Genomic DNA, 23,996 nt, shown 5'->3' on the forward strand with positions numbered 1-23,996 from the left:
GCCAAGGTGTGACCTGATTCACAGGGAGGGCAGACTATACGCGCTCTTGATAATTTCTATTTATGATCTGACGCAATGTTTTGGCGCTTTTGCGGCCGAAGCCGGACGAATCACCCAGATATCGCCGCCTGTTCGGCTTTTGTCTGGTGAATTAATTGGACGGCCAGCCGTTCGGCAGCGGTGGCAACACTGTCTCGCAGGGTTTCCAGGTCCGGCTGGCCGACCGCGATACCGTAGAGGGTCAACTTGCGCGGCAGGGTGCCGAGCGTTTGCGCGAGTTTGAGCGTGGCGGCGAGATCGAGTTGGTGACTGGAGAAGCTGCCGGCAAGCTGCAGGGTTGCCAGATCATCGATCTCGATGATCCGCCCGGGCGGCCCTTCGCCGGCGACGGCGTCCACCAGGATGACGTTGTCGACGTCGGCAAACCAATTGACCAGCGCGGCCCCCGGCCGGTCGAGTGCGACCGCGTCGACACCGGCGGCGACCCGGTCCTCAAGCGATCGGATAACGTGCCAGCCGGCGCGGTCGTCGCCGAACGGCGAGCCGAGACCGATGATGCGGATCAACGACGGTCGACGTTGATCTTCAGGAAGTGGGTTGCGCACGAGATACACGGGTCGTAGTTGCGGATCACCGTCTCGGCACGCAGGCGCAATGCATCGTCGCTCTGATCCAGGCCGAAGGCGACCAGGCTGCGGTGCAGGTCTGCCTCGATGCGGGCCTGGTTCTGGCTGGTGGGCGGCACGATACGCGCAGCGCGAATAGTGCCGTGTGCGTCGACCTCGTAGCGATGCCACAGCAAGCCGCGGGGCGCCTCGGTGGCGCCGCAGCCGATCCCGGCGCGTGGTGTAACCGCAGCTGCCGATTCATCGGGCAGCGTGTAGTTCTCGAGCAGCCGTATCGCTTCGATGATCGCCACGTGGATCTCCAGCGCACGCGCGAACAGGCTCAAGAACATGTTGCGGTTCGGGAAACGTATGCCGGTTTTGTCGAGCAGCGCGCGGCTGGCCGCCGGCAGCCGGTCGAGATTCAGGTTCAGGCGTGCGAGCGGTCCGACGAGATAGGGCTTGTCATGCAGTGACGAGAACAGTGCGGTCGATTGCGCGCGATGGGTTTCCACGAAGTGCTGTTCGTATTCGTCGACCGTGATGTCGAGTCCTTCGTCGGAAACGATACGTCCCTGTTCGAGCGGGTAGTCCGATTCGTGGCGCAGCGACACATTGACGAAGTCCTGGGGATCGTCCGGCATCGTGAGTCCGGCGCTCCACTCGACCAGCGTTTCGGCTTCCGGCAACGCCGTGTTCAATCGGCTCAGCATGTCGTCGACTTCGGCCTGCTCAGGGGCGCGGTGGAATCCGCCGACGCAGGCGCCGACCGGGTGCACCGATCTGCCGCCGAGCAGGCGGATCAGGTCGTTGCCCAGACCCTGAAGCTGCAATCCGCGCCGCACCGCGTCCGGGTATTCGGCTGCCATGCCGACCACGCTGTCGAAACCGAGAAAATCCGGTGCCGCGAGCAGGTGCACGTGCAGGGCGTGGCTTTGCAGCCATTCGCCGCAATAAAACACGCGCCGCATTGCCTTGACCCAATCGCTGGGTTCGAGGCCAAAGGCGTTCTCCAGTGCCTGCGCGGCACTCATCTGGTAGGCGATCGGGCAGATGCCGCAGATGCGCGCCACGATGTCGATCACCTCATGGTAGCGCCGGCCTTCGAGAAATTTCTCGAAATAGCGCGGTGGCTCGAAGATATCCAGCGCCAGGGTCTGAATGTCGCCGTTTTCTATCTGCAAGCGCAGCGCGCCTTCGCCTTCGACGCGCGTCATCGCCGGCACATGTATCGATACCGAACGCTCAGTCATCGCTGAAGCCCTGTTGGTAGTGGCGGCGTCCTTCGTCGAGGAACCCTTCGGCATGGCTGTTGATGAACAGGTAGCGACGTGCGACATCGGTCCGGTTGTCCACCAGGTCGGTCAAGCGTCTACTCATCGCCGCGGTATTGATGTTTTCTGCCGGCCCGAAGCAGGCATAACAGTCGCGTCCATAGCGCGGACACAATGCGCCGCATCCGGTGCGCGTGACCGGTCCCATGCAGGGCATGCCGTGTACGACCATCACGCACGTTGCCTGTTGGCGCTTGCATTCCATGCAGACCTTGTCGCGTTTCAACGTCGGCACCACGCCGAGTAGCAACTGCTGCACGGCTGCCAGCACCTGTTGGCCGTTTACCGGGCAGCCCCAGATCTCAAGGTCGACCTTGATGTGCTCGCTGGCGGGTTCTGCACGATCGAGCGTGGTGATGTATTCCGGCTGTGCGTAGACTGCCTGCTTCCATGCTTCGTGACTGCCGTCGAGATTGCGCAGTGCCTGCAGACCGCCGGCGGTGGAGCAGGCGCCGATGGAGACGACATAGCGACTGTGTTCGCGCACCTTGCGGATGCGCTCGATCTCGTCGGGCGTCGACACGCTGCCCTCGACGAAGGCGATATCGACATCGGCGTCTTCTTCGCTCATGCCGGCCTCGAGAAAGTGACGTATGTCGACCAGGCCGGCGAGCTTGAGCAAGTCTTCACCGGCATTCAGGAACGCCAGTTGGCAGCCGTCGCACGATGAAAACTTGTGTACCGCGATGCGTGGTAGTGCCATCAGTACCCCCTTACGCCGAGCAGTTCGCGCACCTGCGGCCAGACGAACACTGGGCCGTCGCGGCACACGAACTGGCTGCCGATCTGGCAGTGGCCACAATGACCGATCCCGCACTGCATATTGCGCTCCATGCTGAGATAGATCGCATCAGCCGGGATGCCGCGGGTGTGCAGCAGGTCGGCCGAGGCGTGCATCATGATCTCGGGGCCGCACAACATGGCGATGGTTTTGCGGGGCTCCAGCGTGAGTTTGTCGAACAAGGCAGTGACCAGGCCGACATGCCCACGCCAATCGGGAGAGCCGATATCGGCCGCCAGCAGCACACGGACGTCGGGCATGGCCTCCCAGCGGTCGTACTGTTCACGCCAGATAAGATCATCGGTGTGTTTGACGCCCTGCAGGATGCTCAGGTGCCCGTAGCGTTCGCGATGTTCGAGTATGTGGTGAATGATCGAGACCGACGGTGCACAGCCGAGTCCGCCGGTCACGATCACCACGTCGCGCCCTTCGGCTGCACGCATCGGCCAGCCGTGGCCATAGGGGCCGCGCAGACCGATGCGGTCGCCTTTGCGCAGCGCGGCCAGGCCGTTGGTCACACGGCCGAGGGCACGGATAGTGTGTGTCAGCACGCGCTCTTTGTCGGCCTCGGCGACGATCGAGATCGGTACCTCGCCGACACCGTAGAGATACAGCATGTTGAACTGTCCGGGTTCGAAGCTGTATGGCGCATCGTCGGTCAGTTTGAGTTGCAGTGTGAAGGTGTTCGGCGATTCTTCGATACGCTCGACGACCTCGGCCTCGCGTGGCAGGTAGGCGTTCATTGCGGCGACTCCCCGGCGGCGCTGTTGCACAGCACGTTGGCCTCTTCGGTCAGATCGATGCCGACCGGGCACCAGGTGATGCAGCGACCACAGCCGACACAACCGCTGCGACCGTACTGTTCGTGCCAACTGCCGAGTTTGTGCGTCAACCATTGGCGATAACGGTGACCGGTTTCGGGGCGCACCATAAAGCCGTGCAAATAGCTGTGGCCTTCGGTAAAGCACGAGTCCCACTCGCGCAGGTGTTCGGTGACTTCGCCGCCGAGTGCCGGTGCATCGATTTGCGCGTTGCAGAAACAGGTCGGGCAGACGCTCGTGCAGTTGCCGCACGACAGGCAGCGTGCTGCAACCTGATCCCAACGTGGATGGTGCAGGCGCTCGAACAGGGGTTTTTGCAGATTGCCCGAGGGCAGTTGCCGGTGTTGACGTTTGGCCGCTTCAGCGACGGCCTGCGCGCCTTGGTGTTGCAGGTCGCTGCTTGCCGCCGCGAGCGGCAATCGCGCCGCGATGGCTTTGCCACGCTCGCTGCCGACTTCGACCAGGTAACCGTCTTCGAGCTCGTTCAGCGCCAGGTCGAATCCATCGGCGGCGGCCGGACCGTCACCGGTGGAGGCACAAAAACAGGTATCGGCAGGGTAGGCGCAGTGCACTGCGACGATGAACAGTCCAGCGCGGCGCGCAGCGTAGTTGCTGTCTTTCACGCCGTCGAGAAAGTGTTTGTCGTGCAGCTTCAATGCCGCGATGTCGCAGGCGCGCACGCCGATGAAGGCGAGCGGCTGATCTTCGATCTGCTCACTGCTGAACGTGAGTTTTCCCGCGGCGTCCCGTTGCGCGCGCCACAGTGTTTCACGCGGTTTGAACAGGTAGGGCTTGAGCGCCTGTGCCCCCGTCGCCCAGGCGAAGGCGCGCGGCGAATCGACCTGCGTTAATCGATAGTTGCCTGGGGCCTGGTCGTCGGTCCAGCCGAACGGCAAGGTCGCACTGTCGGCTAGGTCGCGGTACTGAATGGTGTCGTCGTGCACACAGGGGCCGATCACGCGGAAGCCGTCTGACTTCAGCTGCTCGATCAGCGTCTGCAACGCATCGCGTGGGAGGAACAGAGAATCGTTCATCGTCTTCGGCATGACTGGGGCATGACTGGCTTCTCCGCTTAGTCAGGTTAGCTCAGTCTGCCGGGAACGAGAGCTAAAGTTGTCGATTGTTTGATGTGCATTGGATTTGTCGTCGATTAAGACCGATAGCTATGCCTCTTGGGTCAATGCCTTACGCGACTCATACGTGTCGTTGATATCCTGATGATTGATGAAATTTTTGATTTGCCGAGGCCGTGCCACAATGCGGTGCATGGTCAACGGAGTTCATGCACATGGATACACCCGACTTCATCGCGTTGCTGGATGCGAGCGGTAGCGAGCTGTTGGCTCAGGCGGATCCACAGCTGGCGCTACGCCTGGTCGACGACGAGCGTCTTGTATGGGGCAACCGCGATGCCGACGACGTGATCGTCGAGCGCCTGCCTGAAGGGGATAAGGCCGATGTGTTGCAGTGGTTGAAGGATCAGGCAGAAGACCTGGTCGCGACCTACTATCGCGCGCATCCGCTGTCGCGCAATGGCTTCAACCGACAGGTCGAGGCGTTGTTCGGCTTGTTCGGCGCTGAGGCATTTGCTGCACCGTCCGGGGCGCTGCCGCCATTCAGCCTGTTCGTTGACGGCGGCACGGTGGTTGCCGAGCCGGCGACCAGTGCCCGCCACCGTTATGGGGCATTTCTTGAAATGAACCGACAGCACGGCGACGTCGCGCCACAGGTGCTTAACTGGTTACGCTCAGGCGAGGCCTACAATCAATACCTCGGCATGAACGTCTGCCGCTACAACTGCTGAGCCGAGCGCATCACCCTTCGATGATGTGACCGACGAACTTGCTGGTGTCGTTGAGTACGTCGCCGCCACGACGAAAGCCCAGTCCGCACGCCTCCCAGGCATAGAACACGCCTGCCTGGTAATTCTGTCCGGCAGGATCCTGCGCAAACTCGGCGCGTTCTTGGTAGATCGCCTTGTGGTGCGCATACGGTCCATCGGTCTCGGCGATCAGCTTGCCGTGCGCGTCGATCAGTTGCAGGTTGGCGCCTTCTCGGCCGAACAGTTTTTTGCAGACCTGTGGTGTGCCCGACAGCGGTTCGAAATCGGTGCGTAATAGATAGGGTGAATCCGGAAAGGCGTCGAACATCAGCTTGAGTATGCCTTTGCTCTGAAACAGCAGGGTGTAGGCCGGGTTCAGGATGCGTGTACGGCCATGTCTGCTGACCTTGTCCAGCAGTCGGGTGAGTTCCAGTTCCTCGGCGGCGATGTCTTCCCAAGGGAACAGTTTGAACCAGTAGTCGGCCAGCTGCTGGTCCTTGTTGAATACGCCGTCTTCGGCATTGAAGCCGGCTTCGTGCATGTAGCAGAAGTCGGTATAGAAACCCGCGTCGTGCGCGACCTGCTGCAGGTAACGCACGGTACGTTCATCTTCAGGCATGCCGCCGACGCTGGAGAACAGGATCTTTTGGCCGGCGTAGCGCTCGGCGAACTCATCAGGCGGGTGATCGCCGGTGATCAGGCGGCGGAAGTTTTCCTTGAGCATCTCGTGCAGATTGTTGAACTGCCGTGTCGCGTCCATGTCGTTGGCTTTGAGCATGGCCCATTGCACGATGGATGTTTCGAACAGGCTGGTCGGTGTGTCTGCGTTGAACTCGATCAGCTTGATCGGCAAGCCATCGAGGCCGCCGGCGAAATCGAACCGCCCATAGAGATGACGATCGTCGCGCTCCCAACTCTCTTCAATCTGACGCACCAGGTTCGACGGGATGCCCAGCTCGAGATAGCGCTGTTCGTCGATCACATGCTGCGCGGTTTCGACGAACATATCGTACAGGGTGTTGGCCGCATCGTAGTAGGCCTCGGCTTCGGCCTCGCTGACCTGCAGCAGCGTACTGTCGACGTAGGGGCTGCCATCGCGGTCGGTGTGCCATACCAGGCCGATATCTTCCATCACCGCCTTGCTCAGCGGTTCGATCGGCAGCATCTTCACCATCGCGGGTCAGCCGCCGAATGAGCCAAAGCCGGAATTGGTGGAACGGCCGCTGCTGCCGCCGAAGAAACCGCTGCGCGGCTTGGAGCTGGCTGTCTGCTGGCGGTTGGCCGGTTGCGAAATGCTTGCGGTCGGTCGGCCGCCGCCGTAACTCTGTTGGGTGCGCTGAAAGTTGCTGTTCGAAGCCAGGCGGTTGGCCAGCATGCCGCCGATCAATGACCCGGCTGCCGCGGCGAGCAGTGTCTCGCCAAGTGACAGGCCGCCCGAATGCATCGCCGGGTCCTGGGTGAGTCGTGATGTGCCTTGTTCGACGCGTGCAGCCTCTTCGGCAGCGATCCGTTTGAGCTCGTCTTCCGACAGGAAGCGTTCGGTACCATCGGGTTGGCGCAGGATGGCGCGTGTCGGGCCGGTGGTCGGGTGCTTTTCGAGCAGTTTATAGGTGTCGGGGTTCGCGCCGGTCTGTTCGATCACGAGGAAGAAGGTCTGCTCGACCCCGCCGCTCGCGCCGTCGAAGCCGCTGGCTGCCGGCGGTGTTGGCCCTTGATCGGTGCAGCCGTGCAGGCTGGCGACCACGGTCAGGCCGAGGCTGCCGGCGATCGAATAGGAGAGGGCTTTCTTGATGTGGCGCATGCGTGATCGTCCTGTACTGCATCGAGAGTTTCGGCGCGACAGTTTACGGGATTGTGTATTGAGCGTCCCACGGCATGCCTGGGGAAATGCCGACCGCGCACTGCATCGACGGCATTGCACGATGTGCTTACGTCGACGGCTCGATTCGGGCATAATTCGCGGTTCAGTGGCGGACCCGTTGGTCTCCCGCGACAATAGATTGTGAACCCGGTCAGGCCCGGAAGGGAGCAGCCGCAGCAGTTGATTTGTGCGCCGGGAATCGCTGGCGGGGCCGCCGCCCTTCATTTCCCCCTCGTCTGTCGCCGGATTCCTGTCGTCGCCTGTTGCCTTGGGTTAGACTTGGCCGAGCCTTCAGTCGGATCTCGTTATCGCCCGGATGTCTTACCAGGTACTCGCCAGAAAATGGCGCCCACGCAGTTTCGCCGAGATGGTCGGTCAGGAACATGTGGTGCGCGCCTTGAGCAACGCGCTCGACAACGACCGCCTCCATCATGCCTATCTGTTCACCGGCACCCGCGGGGTCGGTAAGACAACGCTGGCGCGCATTCTGTCGAAATCGCTGAACTGCGAGACCGGCGTGAGCGCGACACCGTGCGGCGAGTGCAGTGTGTGCCGCGAAGTAGACGAGGGGCGTTTTGTCGATCTGCTCGAAGTGGATGCCGCGTCGAAGACCGGCGTGGATGACACCCGCGAGCTGCTCGAGAACGTGCCGTATGCGCCGGTTCGCGGACGCTACAAGGTGTACCTGATCGACGAGGTGCACATGTTCTCCGGACACAGCTTCAATGCCTTGCTGAAGACGCTCGAAGAACCGCCGCCGCATGTGAAGTTTTTGCTGGCAACGACCGACCCGCAGAAGGTGCCGGTTACGGTGCTTTCGCGTTGCCTGCAGTTCAATCTCAAGCGTCTGCCCGTCGAACAGATCGAAGGACAGTTCAAGCATATCCTCGACGCCGAAAAGGTCGATTACGAGGCGCCGGCCTTGGCGGTGCTGGCGCGCGCGGCCGACGGCAGTATGCGCGACGGACTGAGCCTGCTCGACCAGGCGATCGCGTTCGGTGGCGGCGCGGTGAAGGGCGACGAAGTGCGCGCGATGCTCGGCGTGGTCGCGACCGAGCGTCTGCCCGGCATGGTCGATGCCGTCTACCGCGGCGATGCGCAGGGCGTGATGGCCGAGGTCGAGGCGGTAGCCGAACACGCGCCCGATTTCAGCGGGTTGCTGCGCGAGCTGCTGACCGTGTTGCACCGTATCGCCGTGCTGCAGCAGGTGCCGTCGGCCGCACAGGCCGGGTGGGGCGATACCGAGCGCTTGCGGACCCTGGCCAAGTCGATCCCGCCGGAAGACATACAGTTGTATTACCAGATCGCGCTGGTCGGACAACGCGATCTCCCGCTGGCGCCGGATGCGCGCAGCGGTTTCGAGATGGTTCTGCTGCGCATGCTGGCGTTCCGGCCGGACGCTGCCGGAGTTGGTGCGGATGGCGCAGCGGGTGCGCGGGCGCAGCCTGCGAATTCACCGACGCGACAGCCGCGAGCTGCACCGCCCGCGTCTGCCCCGGCCGCTGCGACGGCTTCGGTCGCACCGGGCGTCACCGAACAGCCGTCTGAACAGGCGATGGAAAAGCCATCGCAAGCGGCGCCGCGCGCGAAGGTCTCGCTGGATGCCGGCGACATGGCCGACTGGCACGGCTTCGTGCTCAAACTGGGCCTGAAAGGCATGGCCGCGCAGCTCGCCAACAACTGTGCGTTCGACCGCCTGGACGGCAAGCAGCTCTGCCTGCGGGTGGACAACGCGGGTGCCGGAATGATCGGCAGTCTCGCCGAACGCAGGCTGCAGGAGGCTGTCGAATCAGCCGTCGGCCAGCCGATCGTGCTGCAGCTCGAGGTGGGGGATCTGCCTGCGGAAACCCCCGCCCAGCGTGACGCGCGTGAGAAAGTCGCGCGCCAGAAAGCCACCGAGGCCGACATCTCCGCCGACCCCTTGGTGTTGGGCATGCAGGATACATTTGACGCCGAAGTCGTGCCGGATTCGGTTCGGCAGCTGGATTAACGCAACGCGAGAGGTTTTGTGATGAAAGGACCTATGGGTAACCTGATGCGCCAGGCGCAGAAGATGCAGGCCGACCTGCAGAAGGCGCAGGAAGAACTGGCGAATGCCGAAGTCACCGGCGAAGCGGGTGGTGGCATGGTCAAGGTGACCATGAACGGTCGCCACGAAGTGCGTCGCGTGCAGATCGACGACAGCCTGATGGGAGACGACAAGGAGATGCTCGAAGATCTCGTTGCCGCGGCCTGCAACGATGCGACGCACCGCATCGAGGAGCACACCAAAGAACGTATGTCGGGAGTGACTTCGGGGCTGAATCTGCCGCCGGGTATGAAGTTGCCTTTCTAAGTACTTGACTTAAAAAGATATGGCAGATAAATCGCTGCTTGATGCGCTGATCGAAAGTTTACGTTGTTTACCAGGAATCGGCCCTAAGTCCGCGCAGCGTATGGCTTTTCATATCTTGCAGCGTGACCGTGCCGGGGGTGCGAAGCTGGCCGCGATCCTCGGCGAGGCGGTGCAGTCGATCGGTCACTGCCGAACCTGCAGAACACTGACCGAAGACGAAGAATGCAGTCTGTGCCGCAACCCGGATCGCGACGACAAGCTGCTGTGCGTGGTCGAGAATCCGTCTGATGTTGTTGCGCTCGAACAGGCGACTGGGTTTCGCGGTCGCTACTTCGTGCTCGGCGGACGCCTGTCGCCACTCGACGGCGTCGGACCGGCTGAACTCGGCATCGATCAGCTGCGCAATCGCCTCGATACGCTGCAACCGGATGAGGTGATCCTCGCCATGACCACCACCGTGGAGGGCGAGGCGACGGCGCACTACATCGGCGAATTGGCGGCCGAGCGGGGGATTGCGACCTCGCGCATCGCCCACGGCGTACCGCTCGGCGGCGAACTCGAGTATGTCGATGGCGGTACCCTGGCGCACGCGTTCGCCGGGCGCCGTCGGGTCAATGCCGACTGACCGCACATCGCTTTTGTCCACATCCGAACCAAGGGGAACGCCGAATGGATGACTGCATTTTCTGTAAGATTGCCGCCGGAGACATTCCCGCTGAACGCGTCTTTGAAGACGATCACGTGGTCGCTTTTCGCGACCTGAACCCGCAGGCGCCGACCCATGTCCTGGTGATTCCCAAGCGCCACATCGCCACGTTGAACGAGCTGAAGCCCGAAGACGAAGCCGTTATCGGTCGGATGTACGGCGCGGCGCGCGACATCGCCGAGCAGGAGGGCTTCGCCGACGCCGGCTACCGCACGGTGGTTAACTGCAATGAAGCCGGTGGTCAGACGGTCTTTCATATTCATCTGCACCTGCTCGGCGGGCGTATGATGCACTGGCCGCCGGGTTGAGCGTCGACACGCTGACGTGTAGAATCAAGCACTTAGACGCGTTTTATTCTTGAATGCCGATTAATTGTCGCGCGTTCGCGCGGAACGAAACGCGTCGCCGCTGTCTATACTTGTAAGCTGCCTAGCGATTTGGCCGATAACCAACCTTGTGAATATTACGCCGGCACTACCGAATCCCTACGGACCGCCTGTCAAACAGGAGAAAACGGCCGTGTCTGCGGTGCGCGCGACCAACCGGGCGCGCGACGCAGCGGATGAGGCGGAACAGCGGCGTACTGAACGCAAGCAGGCACTCGACAAGCCAACCCGTGAACGTCTCGAAACCCTGGCCCAGGACCTGTATGCCAGACCGGATGCCACGTCGAAGCACGCCAGTCGCGCATTGGCATCGTACGCCGCAGTGGCCGGCAACGACGAACGCAGTCAGCTGAACAATCTGCTGGGCTTCGACGCCTACGCCTGAACGAATCCGCACACGCTCACGTTTTGCTTTGATCGCGGTGGATGCGCAGCGCGATACGCATTCATGCTGTCATCTAAATGGGCCATACTTGAAAGACGTTGGTCTGCCGGCGTGATTTTGTATTTGTCTCTAGCGATCCATGGAAACTAACAAGATGTTGTCTCAAGAATCTGAGGGCGCCGTCGAAGCGGTCGAGCCCCAATCCATCGATCTGAACGATCCATCGCTCTACCTGAACCGTGAGCTGACTTGGCTGGCGTTCAACCGGCGTGTCTTGGCCGAGGCCGAGGAAGCACGCAACCCGCTGTTGGAGCGGCTCAAGTTCCTGGCGATCGTCGGCTCGAATCTCGACGAATTCTTCATGAAGCGTATCGGCGGCCTGAAGCAGCAACTCGGCGCCGGCATGTCGAAGAAAACGGTTGATGGACGCACGCCGAAAGAGCAGATCACCGCGTGCTACGAATTGGTTCGCGAGCAGGAAGAGATCCAACGCCAGACGTTCGAATCGCTATTGGGCGAACTCAGCGAGCACGATATCCAGATCCTCGATTACGACCGGCTCAATCGCGACGATGTCGATTACCTGCGGGTGCATTATCACGACAACATCTTCCCGCTGATTACCCCGCAGTCGATCGATCCGGCGCATCCGTTTCCGTTCATCTCGAACCTGGCGCTGAATCTGCTGGTGCAGGTGCGTTTCCCGAACCAGGACGGGCGGACATCGCTGGCGCGAGTCAAGATACCGACCAGCGAAAACGTGCCGCGCTTCATTCAGCTGCCCGACCGCAATCACTTTGTGCCGATCGAGGCGGTCGTGCGCAACAACCTCGATATGTTGTTGCCGGAAATGGATGTGGTCAGCGTGTACATGTTCCGCGTCACGCGCAACGCCAACACCGAACGCAACGAAGAGCATGCCGACGACCTGTTGTCGATGATCGAGTCGGAACTGCGTGAACGGCGGTTCGCACCGATCGTACGTCTCGAGATTCAGGGTGACATGGACGAAACCAGCCGCGGCATGTTGGCGGCCGAACTCGGATTGGACGAGAACGAGGATGTATTCAGCGCAGGAGGGCACATGCTCGCCGTGCGTGACTTGTTTCAACTGGTCGGCATCGATATCCCCGAGTTGCACGACGACCCCTTCCAGCCGGTCGATCACCCCGGGCTGACCGGCGGCAGCAACATCTTTCACGTGATCCGTGAGCGCGGGCCGTTCCTGCTGCAGCACCCTTACGAATCATTCGGCACGTCGGTCGAGCGTTTTCTGAAGGAGGCCGCGCTCGATCCGAAGGTGCGCGCCATCAAGATGACCTTGTACCGCACGTCGAGTGATACCAAGGTCATCGACCACCTGATCCGCGCAGCGCGCAACGGCAAGCAGGTCGCCGTCGTGGTCGAGCTGAAGGCGCGATTCGACGAAGCGGCCAATATCCGCTGGGCGGCGCGTATGGAAGAGGCGGGCATCCATGTCACCTATGGTGTCGTCGGCCTGAAGACGCACTCGAAGATCGTGCTCGTGGTGCGCAACGACTACAACGGTATCCGCCGTTATCTGCACATCGGAACCGGCAACTACCATGCGGGTACTGCGCGGCTGTATTCCGACCTCGGCATCCTGACCAACGATCATGATCTGGGGCGCGACGCGACCGAGCTGTTCAACTACCTGACTACCGGCTACACGCCCGAGCGTTACTATCGCAAGCTGTTGCCGGCACCGAAGGTGTTGAAAGCCGCGCTGCTGGTGCGCATCGAGCGTGAGCGCGCCTTGCACACGCCGGAAAAACCCGGCCTGATCCAGTTCAAGATGAACGCACTCGAAGACGTCGACATCACCCGTGCGCTGTACCAAGCAGTGCAGGATGGAGTCAAGGTCGATCTGATCGTGCGCGATACCTGCCGTTTTCGCCCTGGGATCCCCGGGCTTTCGGAATCGGCGCAGGTTATCAGCATCGTCGGCCGCTTCCTCGAGCACACGCGTATCTATTATTTCCAGAACGGCGGCGACGAAGAGTATTTCATCGGCTCGGCGGACTGTATGAAGCGCAACCTCGAATCGCGCGTTGAGGTGGTGACGCCGGTCGAAGGCGACACCCTGCGACTCGAACTGCGGGAAATGCTGGACATGCAGCTGGCCGACTATCGTAACGGTTGGGAGATGCAACCCGACGGCAGTTATGTGAAACGCGTGCCGCGCAACGAAGCCGAAGAGATCGGTTCGCAGCAGCGCATGATGGACCTGGCAAAGCAACGCGTGAAGCAGGCGACGCGCTACCAGCGTGGCAAGACGCGTTGGCCGATTGCCGGCCGAAATCTGCGTTGAATCAAACCGAACGGCATCGCCGGACCGATGCTGCGGCGCGAAGGGGCTGAACTGTTGTAAAGTGATGACCGATCCAGTGCGCCTGCAATACGTGCGCGGATCGTCGACTTCCACCCGCCGACAGCGAAGCCCGATACCGCAAGACATTGGAAACGCAACAGATACAACAAGCTCCACCAGGCCAGCCCCAGCCCCAGCGCAAAGGCATCCGCGGCATCCACATTGTGTGGATCGTGCTGGCAACCATCGTACTGACGGCGGGCGTGACCTATTGGCTGGTGCGCACCTATATCTACGCCAAGGACTTCGAACCGGTCGAACTCAGCGTTGCCGAACAACGCACGCTGAACGCCAAGCTCAAGACCATCGGCTATGACCCCGGCCCTGATCCGACGCCGGAAACCGCCGAGGGCAACAAGGAATCCGACGATCAATGGTTGCGCCCCGAGCGTTACACGGAGGCCGGCGCCAAACGCGAGGTGAGTTTCAGCGAGCGCGAGCTCAACGGCATGATCGCCAACAACAAGGATCTGGCGAAGAAACTCGCCGTGGATCTGGATGACGACCTGGTCAGTGCGCGGCTGCTGGTACCGGTCGACCAGGATTTTCCCATTCTCGGCGGCAAGACGTTGCGCGTATCGGCCGGGGTGGAGTTGGCGTATCGCGAAGCCAAGCCGATCGTGGTGCTCAAGGGTGTCAGCGTCATGGGTATCCCGATCCCCAACGCCTGGCTGGGGGGGATGAAGAACATCGACCTGGTCAGCGAGTTCGGCGATCAACAGGGATTTTGGAAGAGCTTTGCCGCCGGCGTCGACGATATCCGCGTCGAGTCCGGTCACGTCAAGGTGAAGCTCAAGGAATAACAACAGGACCGCGGTTGCGCCGGGCGCGATCCCGGTCGGGCGTGGAGTCAACGCATCAGAGTGGAAGGCCCTTGCCGGGCCGAAGGATGGAAGTGCATGGAAATTGATGAAGAATCCCGTATGTCGCCGGTGTTGGCGGTACTGGCCGGCGTCGCAGCGCTACTGGGATTGGTTCTGATCATCTTCGGTTTGTGGGCCTTGGGTGGCGCGATCTATTCGGCATGGGGATTGTTCAAGGACCCGGACGGTATTTCGTATTTCGCCAAGTACTTCCTCGACACCACCAAGTTGGCCGCGCAGTTGCCGAAGGGCGGCGAAGGGGTGGCGCACTACGTGTCGTGGTTTGCCGTGATCCTGTTGTTGCTGGTGCTGGGCAAGCTCGGTATTTGGGCCGTTACCGCCGGCGCCAAATTGCTCGAGTTCCGCATCAAACGTCGCGTCTGGCATAACGAGTAAGGCGACGCCCATGCCGAGCACACTGCGAGACGATTCATAGCGCTGGTCCGTCTCATTGGCTAGGGCGTTTGACGCCGAGGCTCACAGCGCAATCCGGTCGGTGCCGAACGCACCGCGCCACGGAGCGGCACAACACTGAGCTGTTAAGTAACAACAATGAGCCAATCCAAAGAAGTCTTTACCCAGTCGTTGCCGCAAGGGGTGATGCTGAACGCCTATCCCGACAGCATGGGCATCCGCTTGGCGGATATCGTCGAGTTGCTCAAGCGTCCCGAGTTCGCCGATACCTTCTCGCTGTTCTACATTCTGCCGACGTTTTTCCATAGCGATCTCGACCGCGGGTTCTCGATCATTGATTACGACATCAATGAAGAACTGGTATCGCCGGATGATCTGGCAGACCTGGAGAAACTGGGTATCCAGATCAAGCTGGATCTGGTGCTCAACCACTTGTCGGTTCGTTCGCCGCAGTTCCAGGATTTGTTGAAGAACGGCGAGGCGTCGCCCTACAGGGATTTCTTCATCGACTGGGACCTGTTCTGGAGTGCACACGGCAGCCGCCACGAAAACGGTGAGGTGACGCCGCACAAAGAGCACCTCGACAAACTGTTTATGCGTAAACCCGGTCTGCCGGTGCTCAAGGTGCGTTTCCCCGACGGCGCACTGAAGACCTATTGGAACACCTTCTACCAGAAGGTCGATTTCGCCGAGATCACTGCGTTGGACTTCGCCGAGATCAAAGAGCTGGACAGCGAGCAGGCGCAGGCGCTGGCCGATCACGTCAAGATCGTTATCAAGGACAAAGGCTTTCTCGAAGCGGAAGACCTGGCGCACCTTCCCCAACTGACCGACAGGATCATCAAGGCAGTCTGCAGCAAGCGTGAATACCTGGGGCAAATGGATCTCAACGCGCGCTCGGAACTGGTGTGGAAGTTCTACGACGACACGCTGCGCAAGCTCAGCGAATACGGCGCCAAGATCATTCGCCTGGATGCCTTCGCCTACCTGCACAAAGAACCCGGCCAACCGAACTTCTTCAATCGCCCCGGTACCTGGATCTATCTGAATCGCTTGAAAGCCATGGCGCAATGTTACGGTCTGACGATCTTCCCCGAGATACACGCCGAATACGGCACCGGTATCTACGAGGAGATCGCCGGCGAAGGTTTTCCGATCTACGATTTCTTTTTACCGGGCCTGCTGATCGATGCATTGGATCGTGGCAACAGCGAAGCGCTCAAGCAATGGATAACGGAGATCGTCAGTAAAGGCCTGCAGACCATCAACATGCTGGGATGCCATGACGGTATTCCGGTGCTCGATCTGCGTGGCAAGACCGTCGAAGGCGAGTACCGGCCGGGACTGCTGAGCGACGAACACATCGACCATGCAATGCAGAACATCATCGACCGTGGCGGTCTCACCAAGAATCTCTACGGCCCGGATGGGCGCAAGATCGATTACTACCAGGTCAACGCCACCTATTTCAGCGCATTGGGCGAAGACGAACCCAAGCTGCTGCTGGCACGTGCGATCCAGATGTTCATGCCGGGGGTGCCGCAGGTCTGGTATCTCGATCTGTTTGCCGGGACCAACGACTATGCCGCGGCCAATCGCGGACGTACCGCCGGCCACAAGGAGATCAATCGTACGACGCTCAAGTGGATCGACCTGGAGGAGGGGTTGCAGAAAAAGATCGTTCTCGATCAATTGGCATTGATCCGCTTGCGCAACACCTCACCCGCATTCCGTGGCCAACTCGAGATCCTGCCCACCGATTCGCAGTTGTTGCACATCACCTGGCGACACGCCGACGAGACCGTAACTTTGGCAGCGGACCTGCGGCGCCACAGCTTCACGGTCTACCGCGGCGAGGGCGATCAGCGCGAGATACTGATGGAATCCGTGCCATGAGTTGTTGTCTATGGTACCGCCCGCGCGTGCCAGCCAATCGATAAGCGGAGGGGATTTGAGATGAATATTCTCGCTACCGATCTCGATCGAACGTTACTGCCTAACGGGCGTTGGCCGGCAGACCCGGGAGCGATCGAGTTGTTCAACGAACTCACGCGTCGGCATCAGACGACGGTCGTTTATGTGACCGGCCGCAACCTCGCGTTGACGGAGGCCGCCATCGATGAGTTCGGTATTCGTCATCCCGATATCCTGATCAGCGATGTCGGCACCGCGATTCGCCGCTTCGGCGATACAGGATGGATGGCGGACGACGGCTGGGATGCGCATGTCATGCGAACCAGCCCGCAGTGGAACGCGGAAGGCGTGCGTGCCGAATTGCGGAGCATCGACGGGCTTGCCGAACAGGAACGCGAACATTGTGGTGACTTCAAGCAGAGCTACTATGTCGAACACGACGCGCGGGATGCGATTCTCGGTGTTGTCGAACAGCGTGTGAAAGGTCGGTTCGATGAAGTCATCGTGTATAGCTTCGATTCGCAGTCGGGCAAGGGTTTGCTCGACCTGCTACCGCAGAGTGCGACCAAGCAGACTGCACTTGAATACGTCGCCGAAAGCTTCGCCATCGCCAAATCCGAGGTCGTCTTCTGCGGCGACAGTGGCAACGACGTGTTTCCGTTGACGGCAGGTTTCAAAGGCGTGTTGGTGCGCAACGCCGATGAGCAGCTCGTGGCGAGCGTCAGACAGGCAGTCGACGCCAACCCTCAACTCAATGTCTATTTTGCGCAGGGTGGACATCGCGGGCTGAACGGCTACTACACCGGTGGCGTCATCGAGGGCGCCACCCATTACGGTCTGTTTCCTGAAGACTGAACTACCCTGGCACTGGGGGCACGCCAGCCTGCCGCCGGCACCCGGTCCCTGTTGTCGCACACGATTTGATGCATGGCCCCATAAACAGCTTTAGGGCAGCAAGGCCGGTTTAGACCTTGTATAGCATTGAATTGTCCGCTTAAATTCGAGGCACTATTAGAAAAAGCGTCAAAAATGGCGCGTTCGGCCGAGTGAGTTCGTGGTCGGCTCCGACCAGCAACGACTCAGCCACCCCTCAGGAGGAAAATGATGCAAATAAAACGTAGCACCCTGGTCAGGGTGTTCGCGGGCGGGTGTGTCTTGCTGTCAGCCGGTGCGTTCGCCGCCAACACCGACTATGTGGCCGCGGCCGTCGCCGACGTTGCCGAGTTCGAAAGCGGCGCATTCAAAGCCCCGGCGCAAAGCGCCTGGATCGGTGGCGGACACCAGAACGACGGTACCGCCAGTCTTGCCGCGTTTGAGAAGTTCCTCAAAGAGAACCTCCGCGGAACACACATCCTCTACCTGGGGCTGGCCGAAGCGCAGAAGGTGGCGGTGTGGGAGAACTACGTCAAAACCGGCGACCTCGGTGGAATTCGCAGCGATATCTTCGCTTTCCGCAAGGTGAAGACCCGCCAGCCTGCGCGTTCGAGTATCAACAACGTGCCGATGGACTGAGAATACCAATGAAGAAAACAACGACAGTCATCGTCGCTGCGGTTGCATTCGCGTGCTCTGCTGCGTGGGCTAACGTCGATCGATCGATGCCCTTGCCTGGTGCCAATCCGACGGCCGACGAGGTCGCGCGCCAGGTGTACTACGCGAATCATCTGTATGCGTTCGACAATTTCTCGATCGAAGGCCGCGGGCGCAGCAGCCCGGTGCTGATCAAACGCGGGTCGGATGGCCGCATATCGGTGACCGCCGTCGAGCGCCATCTGAACAATGCCTATGATGGCGGAGCGATCAAGTCGCGTGACCTCGCCATCTTCCGGTCCGGCAACCTGCAGGGCACCGGTATGTTGGTAACCGAGTATCGCGATGCCGAGCGCAGTCAGAGCTATATGGTGTGGTTGCCGGCACTGCGCAAGATCCGTCGCTTTGCTGAGCCTGATCACGACCAGGCGTGGGGCGGCAGTGTGTTCACCTTCGGCGACGTCAACCTGCGTCGACCGGAACATGAAACCCACGAACTGATCGGGAAGAAACCGTTTCGTACCTGCCTGGGGGTCATCGAGTCGATCGAAGGCAAGGATTTTCGCTTTGCCGGCGAACTGCCGAAGCGTAGCTGCCGGCACGTCAACAAACAGGTCTACGGTCTGAAGAGCACCACCAAGTTCGCCAATTGGTGGTACGACTACCGGATCAGCATGGTCGATGCCAAGACCTTCGCCGATTACCGCACGCTGTATTACAAGGACGGCAAGCTGATCAAGATCATCGATCGCGACTGGGGTGTGGTCGACGGGGCGAACAGCGACGACCCGCGGGCCTTGTTCTGGAAGTCGTGGTACGGCGTCGACCTGGTCAACGGTCTGGAAAGCTGGGCCGTGATTCCGCAGTCGGTGATCAAGTTCAACTCGGACAAGTCGAACCACTTCTGGACGGAAAGAACGCTGAGAAAGATTACGCGCTGATCGCGTGCACCTCGTGCCGTCAGGTCAGCAGCTTCTCGAGTATTCGCTCATACATCGCCGACAGTTGATCCAGTTCATCCACGGCGACACATTCATCGACCTGATGGATCGTGGCGTTCAGCGGCCCGAGTTCGAGTACCTGGGCGCCGGTGGGTGCGATGAAACGGCCGTCGGAGGTACCGCCGGCAGTCGATAGCTGGGTGTCGAAACCCGCAACCTCGCGAATCGCGTGCTTGGCGGCATCGACCAGCTCACCCTCCGGGGTAAGAAACGGATGGCCCGACAAGGTCCAGTTGGCGTCGTATTCGAGGCAGTGATGATCGAGTATCGCCTCGACACGTTTGCGCAACGCCAGGTCGTCGGTTTCGGTTGAATAGCGAAAATTGAAGGTGATCTCGCAGGTGCCCGGGATTACGTTGGTTGCCCCGGTGCCTGCATGGATGTTGGATATCTGAAAGGTCGTCTTTGGAAAGAACGCATTGCCCTGGTCCCACTCGGTTGCAACCAGGTCGGCGATCGCCGGCGCCACCAGGTGCACCGGGTTGCGCGCGAGGTGAGGGTAGGCCACGTGTCCCTGTTTGCCGCGCACCGTCAGAACACAACCCAAAGAACCGCGCCGCCCGTTCTTGACGACGTCGCCGACCTGCTTGGTCGATGACGGTTCACCGACCAGACACCAGTCGATCTTTTCCTTGCGTGCCTCGAGCGCCTCTACGACCTTGACGGTACCGTTGATCGACGGCCCTTCTTCGTCGCTGGTGATCAGGTACGCGATCGAACCCTTGTGGTCGGGGTGCTTGGCCACGAAGCGTTCGGTCGCCGTGATCATGGCGGCCAATGATCCCTTCATGTCGGCTGCTCCGCGGCCGTAGAGTTTGCCGTCGCGGATGGCCGGCTGGAACGGATCCGATTGCCATTGTTCGACCGGTCCGGTGGGTACCACGTCGGTGTGCCCGGCGAAGCAGAACACCGGACCTTCGCTGCCTCTGCGTGACCACAGGTTGTCGACGTCTTCGAAGCGCAGGCTTTCGTTGTTGAAGCCCAGGGCTGCGAGGCGGTCGCCCATGACCTGCTGACAGCCTTTGTCTTCGGGCGTCACCGAATCGCGGCTGATCAGGTCAATGGCAAGATCGAGCGTTTCCGACATCTGCTTGCTACCCGTTTACTCGTCGAACAACTCGGCGTACATCTCGGGCTTAAACCCGACATGGCGCTGCTTGCCGGTATCCAGCACCGGCCGTTTGATGATGCTGGGCGTCTCCAGCATCAACTTGATCGCCGATGCCTCATCGATGCGGTCCTTGATCTCTTGCGGTACCTTGCGCCACATCATGCCGCGCGTGTTGAGCAGTGGTTGCCATCCCAGTTCTTTGACCCAGGCGCGCAGCAGCTTTTCACTGATGCCGGCCTTTTTGTAGTCGTGGAAGCTGTAATCGATGTTGTGTTCGGCGAGCCAGGCGCGCGCCTTTTTCATCGTGTCGCAATTGGGTATGCCGTACAAAGTAACCATCTTCACTCACTCGGCTCGTTCAACAGGGTTTGTTGTCGATCAGATGTCGCGCAGCAGTTCGTTGATACCGACCTTCGAGCGCGTCTTCTCATCGACGCGCTTGACGATCACGGCACAATACAGGCTGTATTTGCCGTCTTTCGACGGCAGGTTGCCGGAGACGACTACCGAACCGGCCGGGACACGTCCGTACAGGATTTCATCGTTCTCACGGTCGTAGATACGGGTGGACTGGCCGATGTACACACCCATGGAGATGACCGAACCTTCCTCGACGATCACGCCTTCGACGACCTCGGAGCGCGCACCGATGAAGCAATTGTCTTCGATGATGGTCGGGTTGGCCTGCAACGGTTCGAGTACGCCGCCGATGCCGACGCCGCCGGACAGGTGAACGTTCTTGCCGATCTGTGCACACGAACCGACTGTGGCCCAGGTGTCGACCATGGTGCCTGAGTCGACGAAGGCGCCGATGTTGACGTACGACGGCATCAGCACGCAGCTCGGCGCGATGTACGAACCTTTACGCGCCGTCGCCGGTGGCACCACGCGTACCCCGGACTCGCGGAACTCGCGCGAGTTGTAGTCGGCATACTTGGAGTGCACCTTGTCGTAGTAGTTGGTGAAACCGCCTTTGATGAACTCGTTGTCATTGATGCGGAACGACAGCAGTACGGCCTTCTTGACCCAGTCGTTGACCACCCACTGGCCGTCACGTTTCTCGGCGACTCGAATCTCACCGCGGTCGAGTTGCTCAATCGCCTCCATGGTCGCGTCGCGTACCGTGGTGCTGACGCTGCGCGGAGTGATGTCGGCGCGCTTTTCGAAGGCATCGACGATGATGGATTGGATGTCGCTCATGGAAAGGTTCTCCTGATACGTTATCGCGCGCTCAGTAGGCGCTTACGAGGTCTTTGATTCGGTGTGCGGCGTCGACACACTCGTCCAGCGTGGCGACCAGTGCCATACGCACATGGCCGGCCCCCGGGCTGATACCGTCGACTTCGCGGGAAAGATAGCGGCCGGGCAACACGGTCACGTGCTGCCGATCGAACAGGTCGCGGGCAAACGTCTCGTCGCTGCCGGGCGTGCGTGGCCAAAGATAAAAGCCGGCATCGGGACGTTGCACATCGAGACAACCGTCGAGGATTTCGAGCACCGCATCGAACTTGGCGCGGTACATTGCACGGTTTTGTTTGACGTGTTCCTCGTCGCGCCATGCCGCGATGCTGGCGTGTTGGTGTTGCACCGGCAATGCACAGCCATGATAGGTGCGGTAGCGTAGAAAGCCTGTCAGTAGATCGGCGTCGCCGGCAACGAAACCGGAGCGCAGCCCTGGCGCGTTGGAACGCTTCGACAGACTGTGAAATACCACGCAACGTCGGTAGTCGTTGTTGCCCATGGCGGCTGCGGCCTGCAGCAGTCCGACCGGGGGCTTGTCTTCGTCGAAATAGATTTCGGAGTAGCACTCGTCGGATGCGATGACAAAGTCGTGGCGCTCGGCCCGCTCGATCAGGGCCTGCAGCGTGGCCTGCGGAATAACAGCGCCGGTCGGGTTGCCCGGCGAACACAGGAACAGCAACTGGCACTGGTCCCAGGTCGCATCGTCTACGTCGTCGAACGCCGGCAGATAGCCGGTCTCGGCGGTGCAGGGGATGAAGTGCGGCGTGGCGCCGGCGAGCAACGCAGCGCCTTCGTAGATCTGGTAGAACGGGTTCGGCGACAGCACCAACGCCGGACGCGTGCGATCGACGACCGCCTGGGCGAACGCAAACAAGGCCTCGCGCGTGCCGTTCACCGGCAGTGCGTGGCGTTCGGGATCGAGTGAATCTGGCGGCAAGGCGAAGCGCCTGGTCAGCCACTCGCAGATGGCTTCGCGTAGCGCCGGCATGCCCTTGGTCAGCGGGTAGGTTGCCAGACCGCTTTCAAGATGTTGCTGCAACGCTGCCGCTATCAACCCGGGTGTGGCATGCTTCGGCTCGCCGATCGACAGCGCGATGTGCGGCTTGTCCGGTGGCGTAGTGCCCGCTTTGAGCGCATTGAGCTTCTCGAACGGGTAGGGTTGCAGTTTTTCCAGGTCGGGGTTCATGCGAAATACAGCGAGTTTCCGGGCGGCCGATTATAGGCGATCGGCCCGATGAATGCGCTGCCGGCCCGCATCGGGCCGATTCTAGGGTTGTTGTACGGCGCCACCTTCTGGGGCTTCGTCTGGTATCCGTCGCGCCTGCTCGAGGCATCCGGTATGCAGGGCGCCTGGCTGACGTTGATCAGTTACAGCGCCGCTTTTGTGGTTTTTCTGCCGTTCGCGCATACCCACCTGGATGGGATTCGCCGGCAGCCGTGGGATGTGCTGGCGTTGCTCGCCGCCGCCGGGTGGACCAACGTGGCGTTCGTGCTTGCGGTACTCGACGGCGAGGTGGTGCGCGTGGTGTTGCTGTTCTACCTGTCGCCTGTCTGGACCGTGCTGCTCGGCCGCTGGCTGCTGCACGAACACCTGACATGGCGCACCGCCGTGATGGTCGGTCTCGGTCTGGCCGGCGCCCTGGTCATGCTATGGGATCCGCGCATCGGTCGCGTGCCGTTGAACGAGGCGGATCTGTTGGCCGTCAGCGCCGGCGTGGCCTTCGCGGTCAACAATGTCATGACGCGGCGCATTACCGCGCTGGGCATACGTGCCAAAACCCATGTGGCGTGGTTCGGCGTGGTGCTGGTGTCGCTGGTGGTGATTGCGCTCAAGTCGCCTCAACTGCCGCAGGTACCCGACTGGGCCTGGTGGGGAGCGGTCGCGCTCGGTCTGGGTGGCTTCATGCTGTCGACATTGGCGGTGGTCTACGGCGTCTCCAACATGCCGGTGCAACGCTCTGCCGTGATCATGTTGTTCGAGTTGATCGTCGGCGCCGTGACGGCCTGGTGGTTGGCCGACGAAATCATCGATTGGCAGGAATGGGTCGGTGGTCTGTTGATTCTGTCGGCCGCCTTGATCGCCATCCTGCAGGAGGAACCTGAGACATGAGCCAGATGCTCGGCCTGCACCACGTGAGCCTGATCGTTGCCGATACCGAACGCGCGTTGACGTTCTATTGCGACGTGCTCGGTTTGCAGATCGAGCCGGCCCGGCCCGATCTCAATTTCCCCGGTGCCTGGTTGCGGCTCGGCCATCAGCAGATCCATCTTCTCGAATTGCCCAACCCCGACCCGGTCAACGACCGCCCCACGCACGGCGGACGGGATCGGCATACGGCGGTGCAGGTGACCGACCTCGATGACTTCGCACAACGCCTGGATGTCGCCGGTATTGCCTACACCATGAGCAAATCCGGTAGGCGTGCACTGTTCTGCCGCGATCCCGACGGCAACGCCTGGGAACTGATCGAGGTGGCCGGCCACTAGCGAACG

Annotated in this window: 26 protein-coding genes and 1 other RNA gene; 16 read left to right on the forward strand and 11 right to left on the reverse strand. The window is 60.9% G+C overall.

Going from position 1 to position 23,996, the window contains the following annotated elements; genetic code table 11:
* Positions 1 to 110 precede the first annotated feature (110 nt).
* Genes B1781_RS07800 through B1781_RS07820 form a run of 5 tightly spaced genes read right to left on the reverse strand, consistent with a single transcriptional unit; the run spans position 111 to position 4,575 of the window.
* Complete coding sequence (locus tag B1781_RS07800) at positions 111 to 605, reverse strand: hydrogenase maturation protease (RefSeq protein WP_164513300.1); 495 nt, start codon at positions 603 to 605, stop codon at positions 111 to 113.
* Entirely contained in the window at positions 563 to 1,858 is a 1,296-nt protein-coding gene (locus B1781_RS07805) for a Ni/Fe hydrogenase subunit alpha (RefSeq protein WP_078119130.1), read from the reverse strand. Before B1781_RS07805 ends, B1781_RS07800 begins: the two co-directional genes overlap by 43 nt.
* A complete protein-coding gene (locus B1781_RS07810) occupies positions 1,851 to 2,642 on the reverse strand; it encodes an NADH-quinone oxidoreductase subunit B family protein (protein ID WP_078119131.1) in 792 nt (263 codons plus the stop codon). Before B1781_RS07810 ends, B1781_RS07805 begins: the two co-directional genes overlap by 8 nt.
* Complete coding sequence (locus tag B1781_RS07815; protein ID WP_078119132.1) at positions 2,642 to 3,463, reverse strand: FAD/NAD(P)-binding protein; 822 nt, start codon at positions 3,461 to 3,463, stop codon at positions 2,642 to 2,644. Before B1781_RS07815 ends, B1781_RS07810 begins: the two co-directional genes overlap by 1 nt.
* A complete protein-coding gene (locus B1781_RS07820) occupies positions 3,460 to 4,575 on the reverse strand; it encodes a 4Fe-4S dicluster domain-containing protein (protein ID WP_078121970.1) in 1,116 nt (371 codons plus the stop codon). The genes B1781_RS07815 and B1781_RS07820 overlap by 4 nt, the downstream gene beginning before the upstream one ends.
* A gap of 254 nt (positions 4,576 to 4,829) precedes the next feature.
* Between B1781_RS07820 and B1781_RS07825 the strand changes: the two genes are divergently transcribed.
* Entirely contained in the window at positions 4,830 to 5,345 is a 516-nt protein-coding gene (locus B1781_RS07825) for a hypothetical protein (protein ID WP_078119133.1), read from the forward strand.
* Positions 5,346 to 5,355: 10 nt separating this feature from the next.
* Here the strand turns inward: B1781_RS07825 and B1781_RS07830 are convergent, their stop codons facing one another.
* Together B1781_RS07830 and B1781_RS07835 are read right to left on the reverse strand one after the other, a co-directional pair.
* Positions 5,356 to 6,537, reverse strand: a complete 1,182-nt coding sequence (locus tag B1781_RS07830) for a glutathionylspermidine synthase family protein (RefSeq protein WP_078119134.1) — start codon at positions 6,535 to 6,537, stop codon at positions 5,356 to 5,358.
* A 6-nt stretch (positions 6,538 to 6,543) separates the two neighbouring features.
* Positions 6,544 to 7,164: a hypothetical protein gene (locus tag B1781_RS07835; RefSeq protein WP_164513301.1), complete on the reverse strand. Its 621-nt coding sequence runs from the start codon at positions 7,162 to 7,164 to the stop codon at positions 6,544 to 6,546.
* Between the two features lie 175 nt (positions 7,165 to 7,339).
* Here B1781_RS07835 and ffs point away from each other — a divergent pair.
* The 13 genes from ffs to B1781_RS07900 all read left to right on the forward strand — a co-directional run bounded on the left by ffs (position 7,340) and on the right by B1781_RS07900 (position 19,090).
* Positions 7,340 to 7,436: signal recognition particle sRNA small type (gene ffs, locus B1781_RS07840), an RNA gene on the forward strand.
* 104 nt (positions 7,437 to 7,540) lie between these two features.
* A complete protein-coding gene (dnaX, locus tag B1781_RS07845; protein WP_078119135.1) occupies positions 7,541 to 9,214 on the forward strand; it encodes a DNA polymerase III subunit gamma/tau in 1,674 nt (557 codons plus the stop codon).
* An 18-nt stretch (positions 9,215 to 9,232) separates the two neighbouring features.
* On the forward strand, positions 9,233 to 9,559 hold the full coding sequence (locus tag B1781_RS07850) for a YbaB/EbfC family nucleoid-associated protein (RefSeq protein WP_078119136.1): 327 nt from the start codon (positions 9,233 to 9,235) through the stop codon (positions 9,557 to 9,559).
* Between the two features lie 19 nt (positions 9,560 to 9,578).
* On the forward strand, positions 9,579 to 10,184 hold the full coding sequence (gene recR, locus B1781_RS07855) for a recombination mediator RecR (RefSeq protein ID WP_078119137.1): 606 nt from the start codon (positions 9,579 to 9,581) through the stop codon (positions 10,182 to 10,184).
* A gap of 44 nt (positions 10,185 to 10,228) precedes the next feature.
* On the forward strand, positions 10,229 to 10,573 hold the full coding sequence (locus tag B1781_RS07860; RefSeq protein ID WP_078119138.1) for a histidine triad nucleotide-binding protein: 345 nt from the start codon (positions 10,229 to 10,231) through the stop codon (positions 10,571 to 10,573).
* Between the two features lie 211 nt (positions 10,574 to 10,784).
* Positions 10,785 to 11,036, forward strand: a complete 252-nt coding sequence (locus B1781_RS07865) for a hypothetical protein (protein WP_125931966.1) — start codon at positions 10,785 to 10,787, stop codon at positions 11,034 to 11,036.
* 154 nt (positions 11,037 to 11,190) lie between these two features.
* Entirely contained in the window at positions 11,191 to 13,368 is a 2,178-nt protein-coding gene (ppk1, locus tag B1781_RS07870) for a polyphosphate kinase 1 (RefSeq protein WP_334223916.1), read from the forward strand.
* Between the two features lie 233 nt (positions 13,369 to 13,601).
* Positions 13,602 to 14,231, forward strand: a complete 630-nt coding sequence (locus B1781_RS07875) for a hypothetical protein (RefSeq protein WP_334223917.1) — start codon at positions 13,602 to 13,604, stop codon at positions 14,229 to 14,231.
* 96 nt (positions 14,232 to 14,327) lie between these two features.
* Positions 14,328 to 14,687: a hypothetical protein gene (locus B1781_RS07880; protein ID WP_125931967.1), complete on the forward strand. Its 360-nt coding sequence runs from the start codon at positions 14,328 to 14,330 to the stop codon at positions 14,685 to 14,687.
* 156 nt (positions 14,688 to 14,843) lie between these two features.
* Positions 14,844 to 16,601: an alpha-amylase family glycosyl hydrolase gene (locus tag B1781_RS07885; protein WP_078119142.1), complete on the forward strand. Its 1,758-nt coding sequence runs from the start codon at positions 14,844 to 14,846 to the stop codon at positions 16,599 to 16,601.
* Positions 16,602 to 16,661: 60 nt separating this feature from the next.
* The gene (locus B1781_RS07890) at positions 16,662 to 17,474 is read left to right on the forward strand and encodes an HAD-IIB family hydrolase (RefSeq protein ID WP_078119143.1); all 813 of its coding nucleotides are present in this window, start codon (positions 16,662 to 16,664) and stop codon (positions 17,472 to 17,474) included.
* A gap of 246 nt (positions 17,475 to 17,720) precedes the next feature.
* Complete coding sequence (locus tag B1781_RS07895) at positions 17,721 to 18,131, forward strand: hypothetical protein (RefSeq protein ID WP_164513302.1); 411 nt, start codon at positions 17,721 to 17,723, stop codon at positions 18,129 to 18,131.
* Between the two features lie 8 nt (positions 18,132 to 18,139).
* Complete coding sequence (locus B1781_RS07900) at positions 18,140 to 19,090, forward strand: outer membrane lipoprotein-sorting protein (protein ID WP_078119145.1); 951 nt, start codon at positions 18,140 to 18,142, stop codon at positions 19,088 to 19,090.
* Positions 19,091 to 19,109: 19 nt separating this feature from the next.
* On the opposite strand, the gene dapE is transcribed toward B1781_RS07900, so the two are convergent.
* Genes dapE through dapC form a run of 4 tightly spaced genes read right to left on the reverse strand, consistent with a single transcriptional unit; the run spans position 19,110 to position 22,689 of the window.
* Positions 19,110 to 20,237 carry a succinyl-diaminopimelate desuccinylase gene (gene dapE / locus B1781_RS07905; RefSeq protein ID WP_078119146.1) on the reverse strand — a complete coding sequence of 376 codons (1,128 nt, stop codon included), beginning with the start codon at positions 20,235 to 20,237 and terminating at the stop codon, positions 19,110 to 19,112.
* A gap of 15 nt (positions 20,238 to 20,252) precedes the next feature.
* The gene (locus tag B1781_RS07910) at positions 20,253 to 20,600 is read right to left on the reverse strand and encodes an ArsC family reductase (protein ID WP_078121973.1); all 348 of its coding nucleotides are present in this window, start codon (positions 20,598 to 20,600) and stop codon (positions 20,253 to 20,255) included.
* A gap of 39 nt (positions 20,601 to 20,639) precedes the next feature.
* On the reverse strand, positions 20,640 to 21,461 hold the full coding sequence (gene dapD, locus B1781_RS07915; protein WP_078119147.1) for a 2,3,4,5-tetrahydropyridine-2,6-dicarboxylate N-succinyltransferase: 822 nt from the start codon (positions 21,459 to 21,461) through the stop codon (positions 20,640 to 20,642).
* Positions 21,462 to 21,492: 31 nt separating this feature from the next.
* Positions 21,493 to 22,689: a succinyldiaminopimelate transaminase gene (gene dapC, locus B1781_RS07920; protein WP_078119148.1), complete on the reverse strand. Its 1,197-nt coding sequence runs from the start codon at positions 22,687 to 22,689 to the stop codon at positions 21,493 to 21,495.
* Between the two features lie 48 nt (positions 22,690 to 22,737).
* Between dapC and B1781_RS07925 the strand changes: the two genes are divergently transcribed.
* Entirely contained in the window at positions 22,738 to 23,613 is an 876-nt protein-coding gene (locus B1781_RS07925; RefSeq protein ID WP_078119149.1) for a DMT family transporter, read from the forward strand.
* Positions 23,610 to 23,990 (forward strand): VOC family protein, encoded by a 381-nt coding sequence (locus tag B1781_RS07930; RefSeq protein ID WP_078119150.1) that lies wholly within the window; start codon positions 23,610 to 23,612, stop codon positions 23,988 to 23,990. Before B1781_RS07925 ends, B1781_RS07930 begins: the two co-directional genes overlap by 4 nt.
* Positions 23,991 to 23,996: the final 6 nt, after the last annotated feature.

Origin of the sequence: Thiosocius teredinicola, from assembly GCF_002009425.1 — a bacterium.
Classification (GTDB): domain Bacteria; phylum Pseudomonadota; class Gammaproteobacteria; order Chromatiales; family Chromatiaceae; genus Thiosocius; species Thiosocius teredinicola.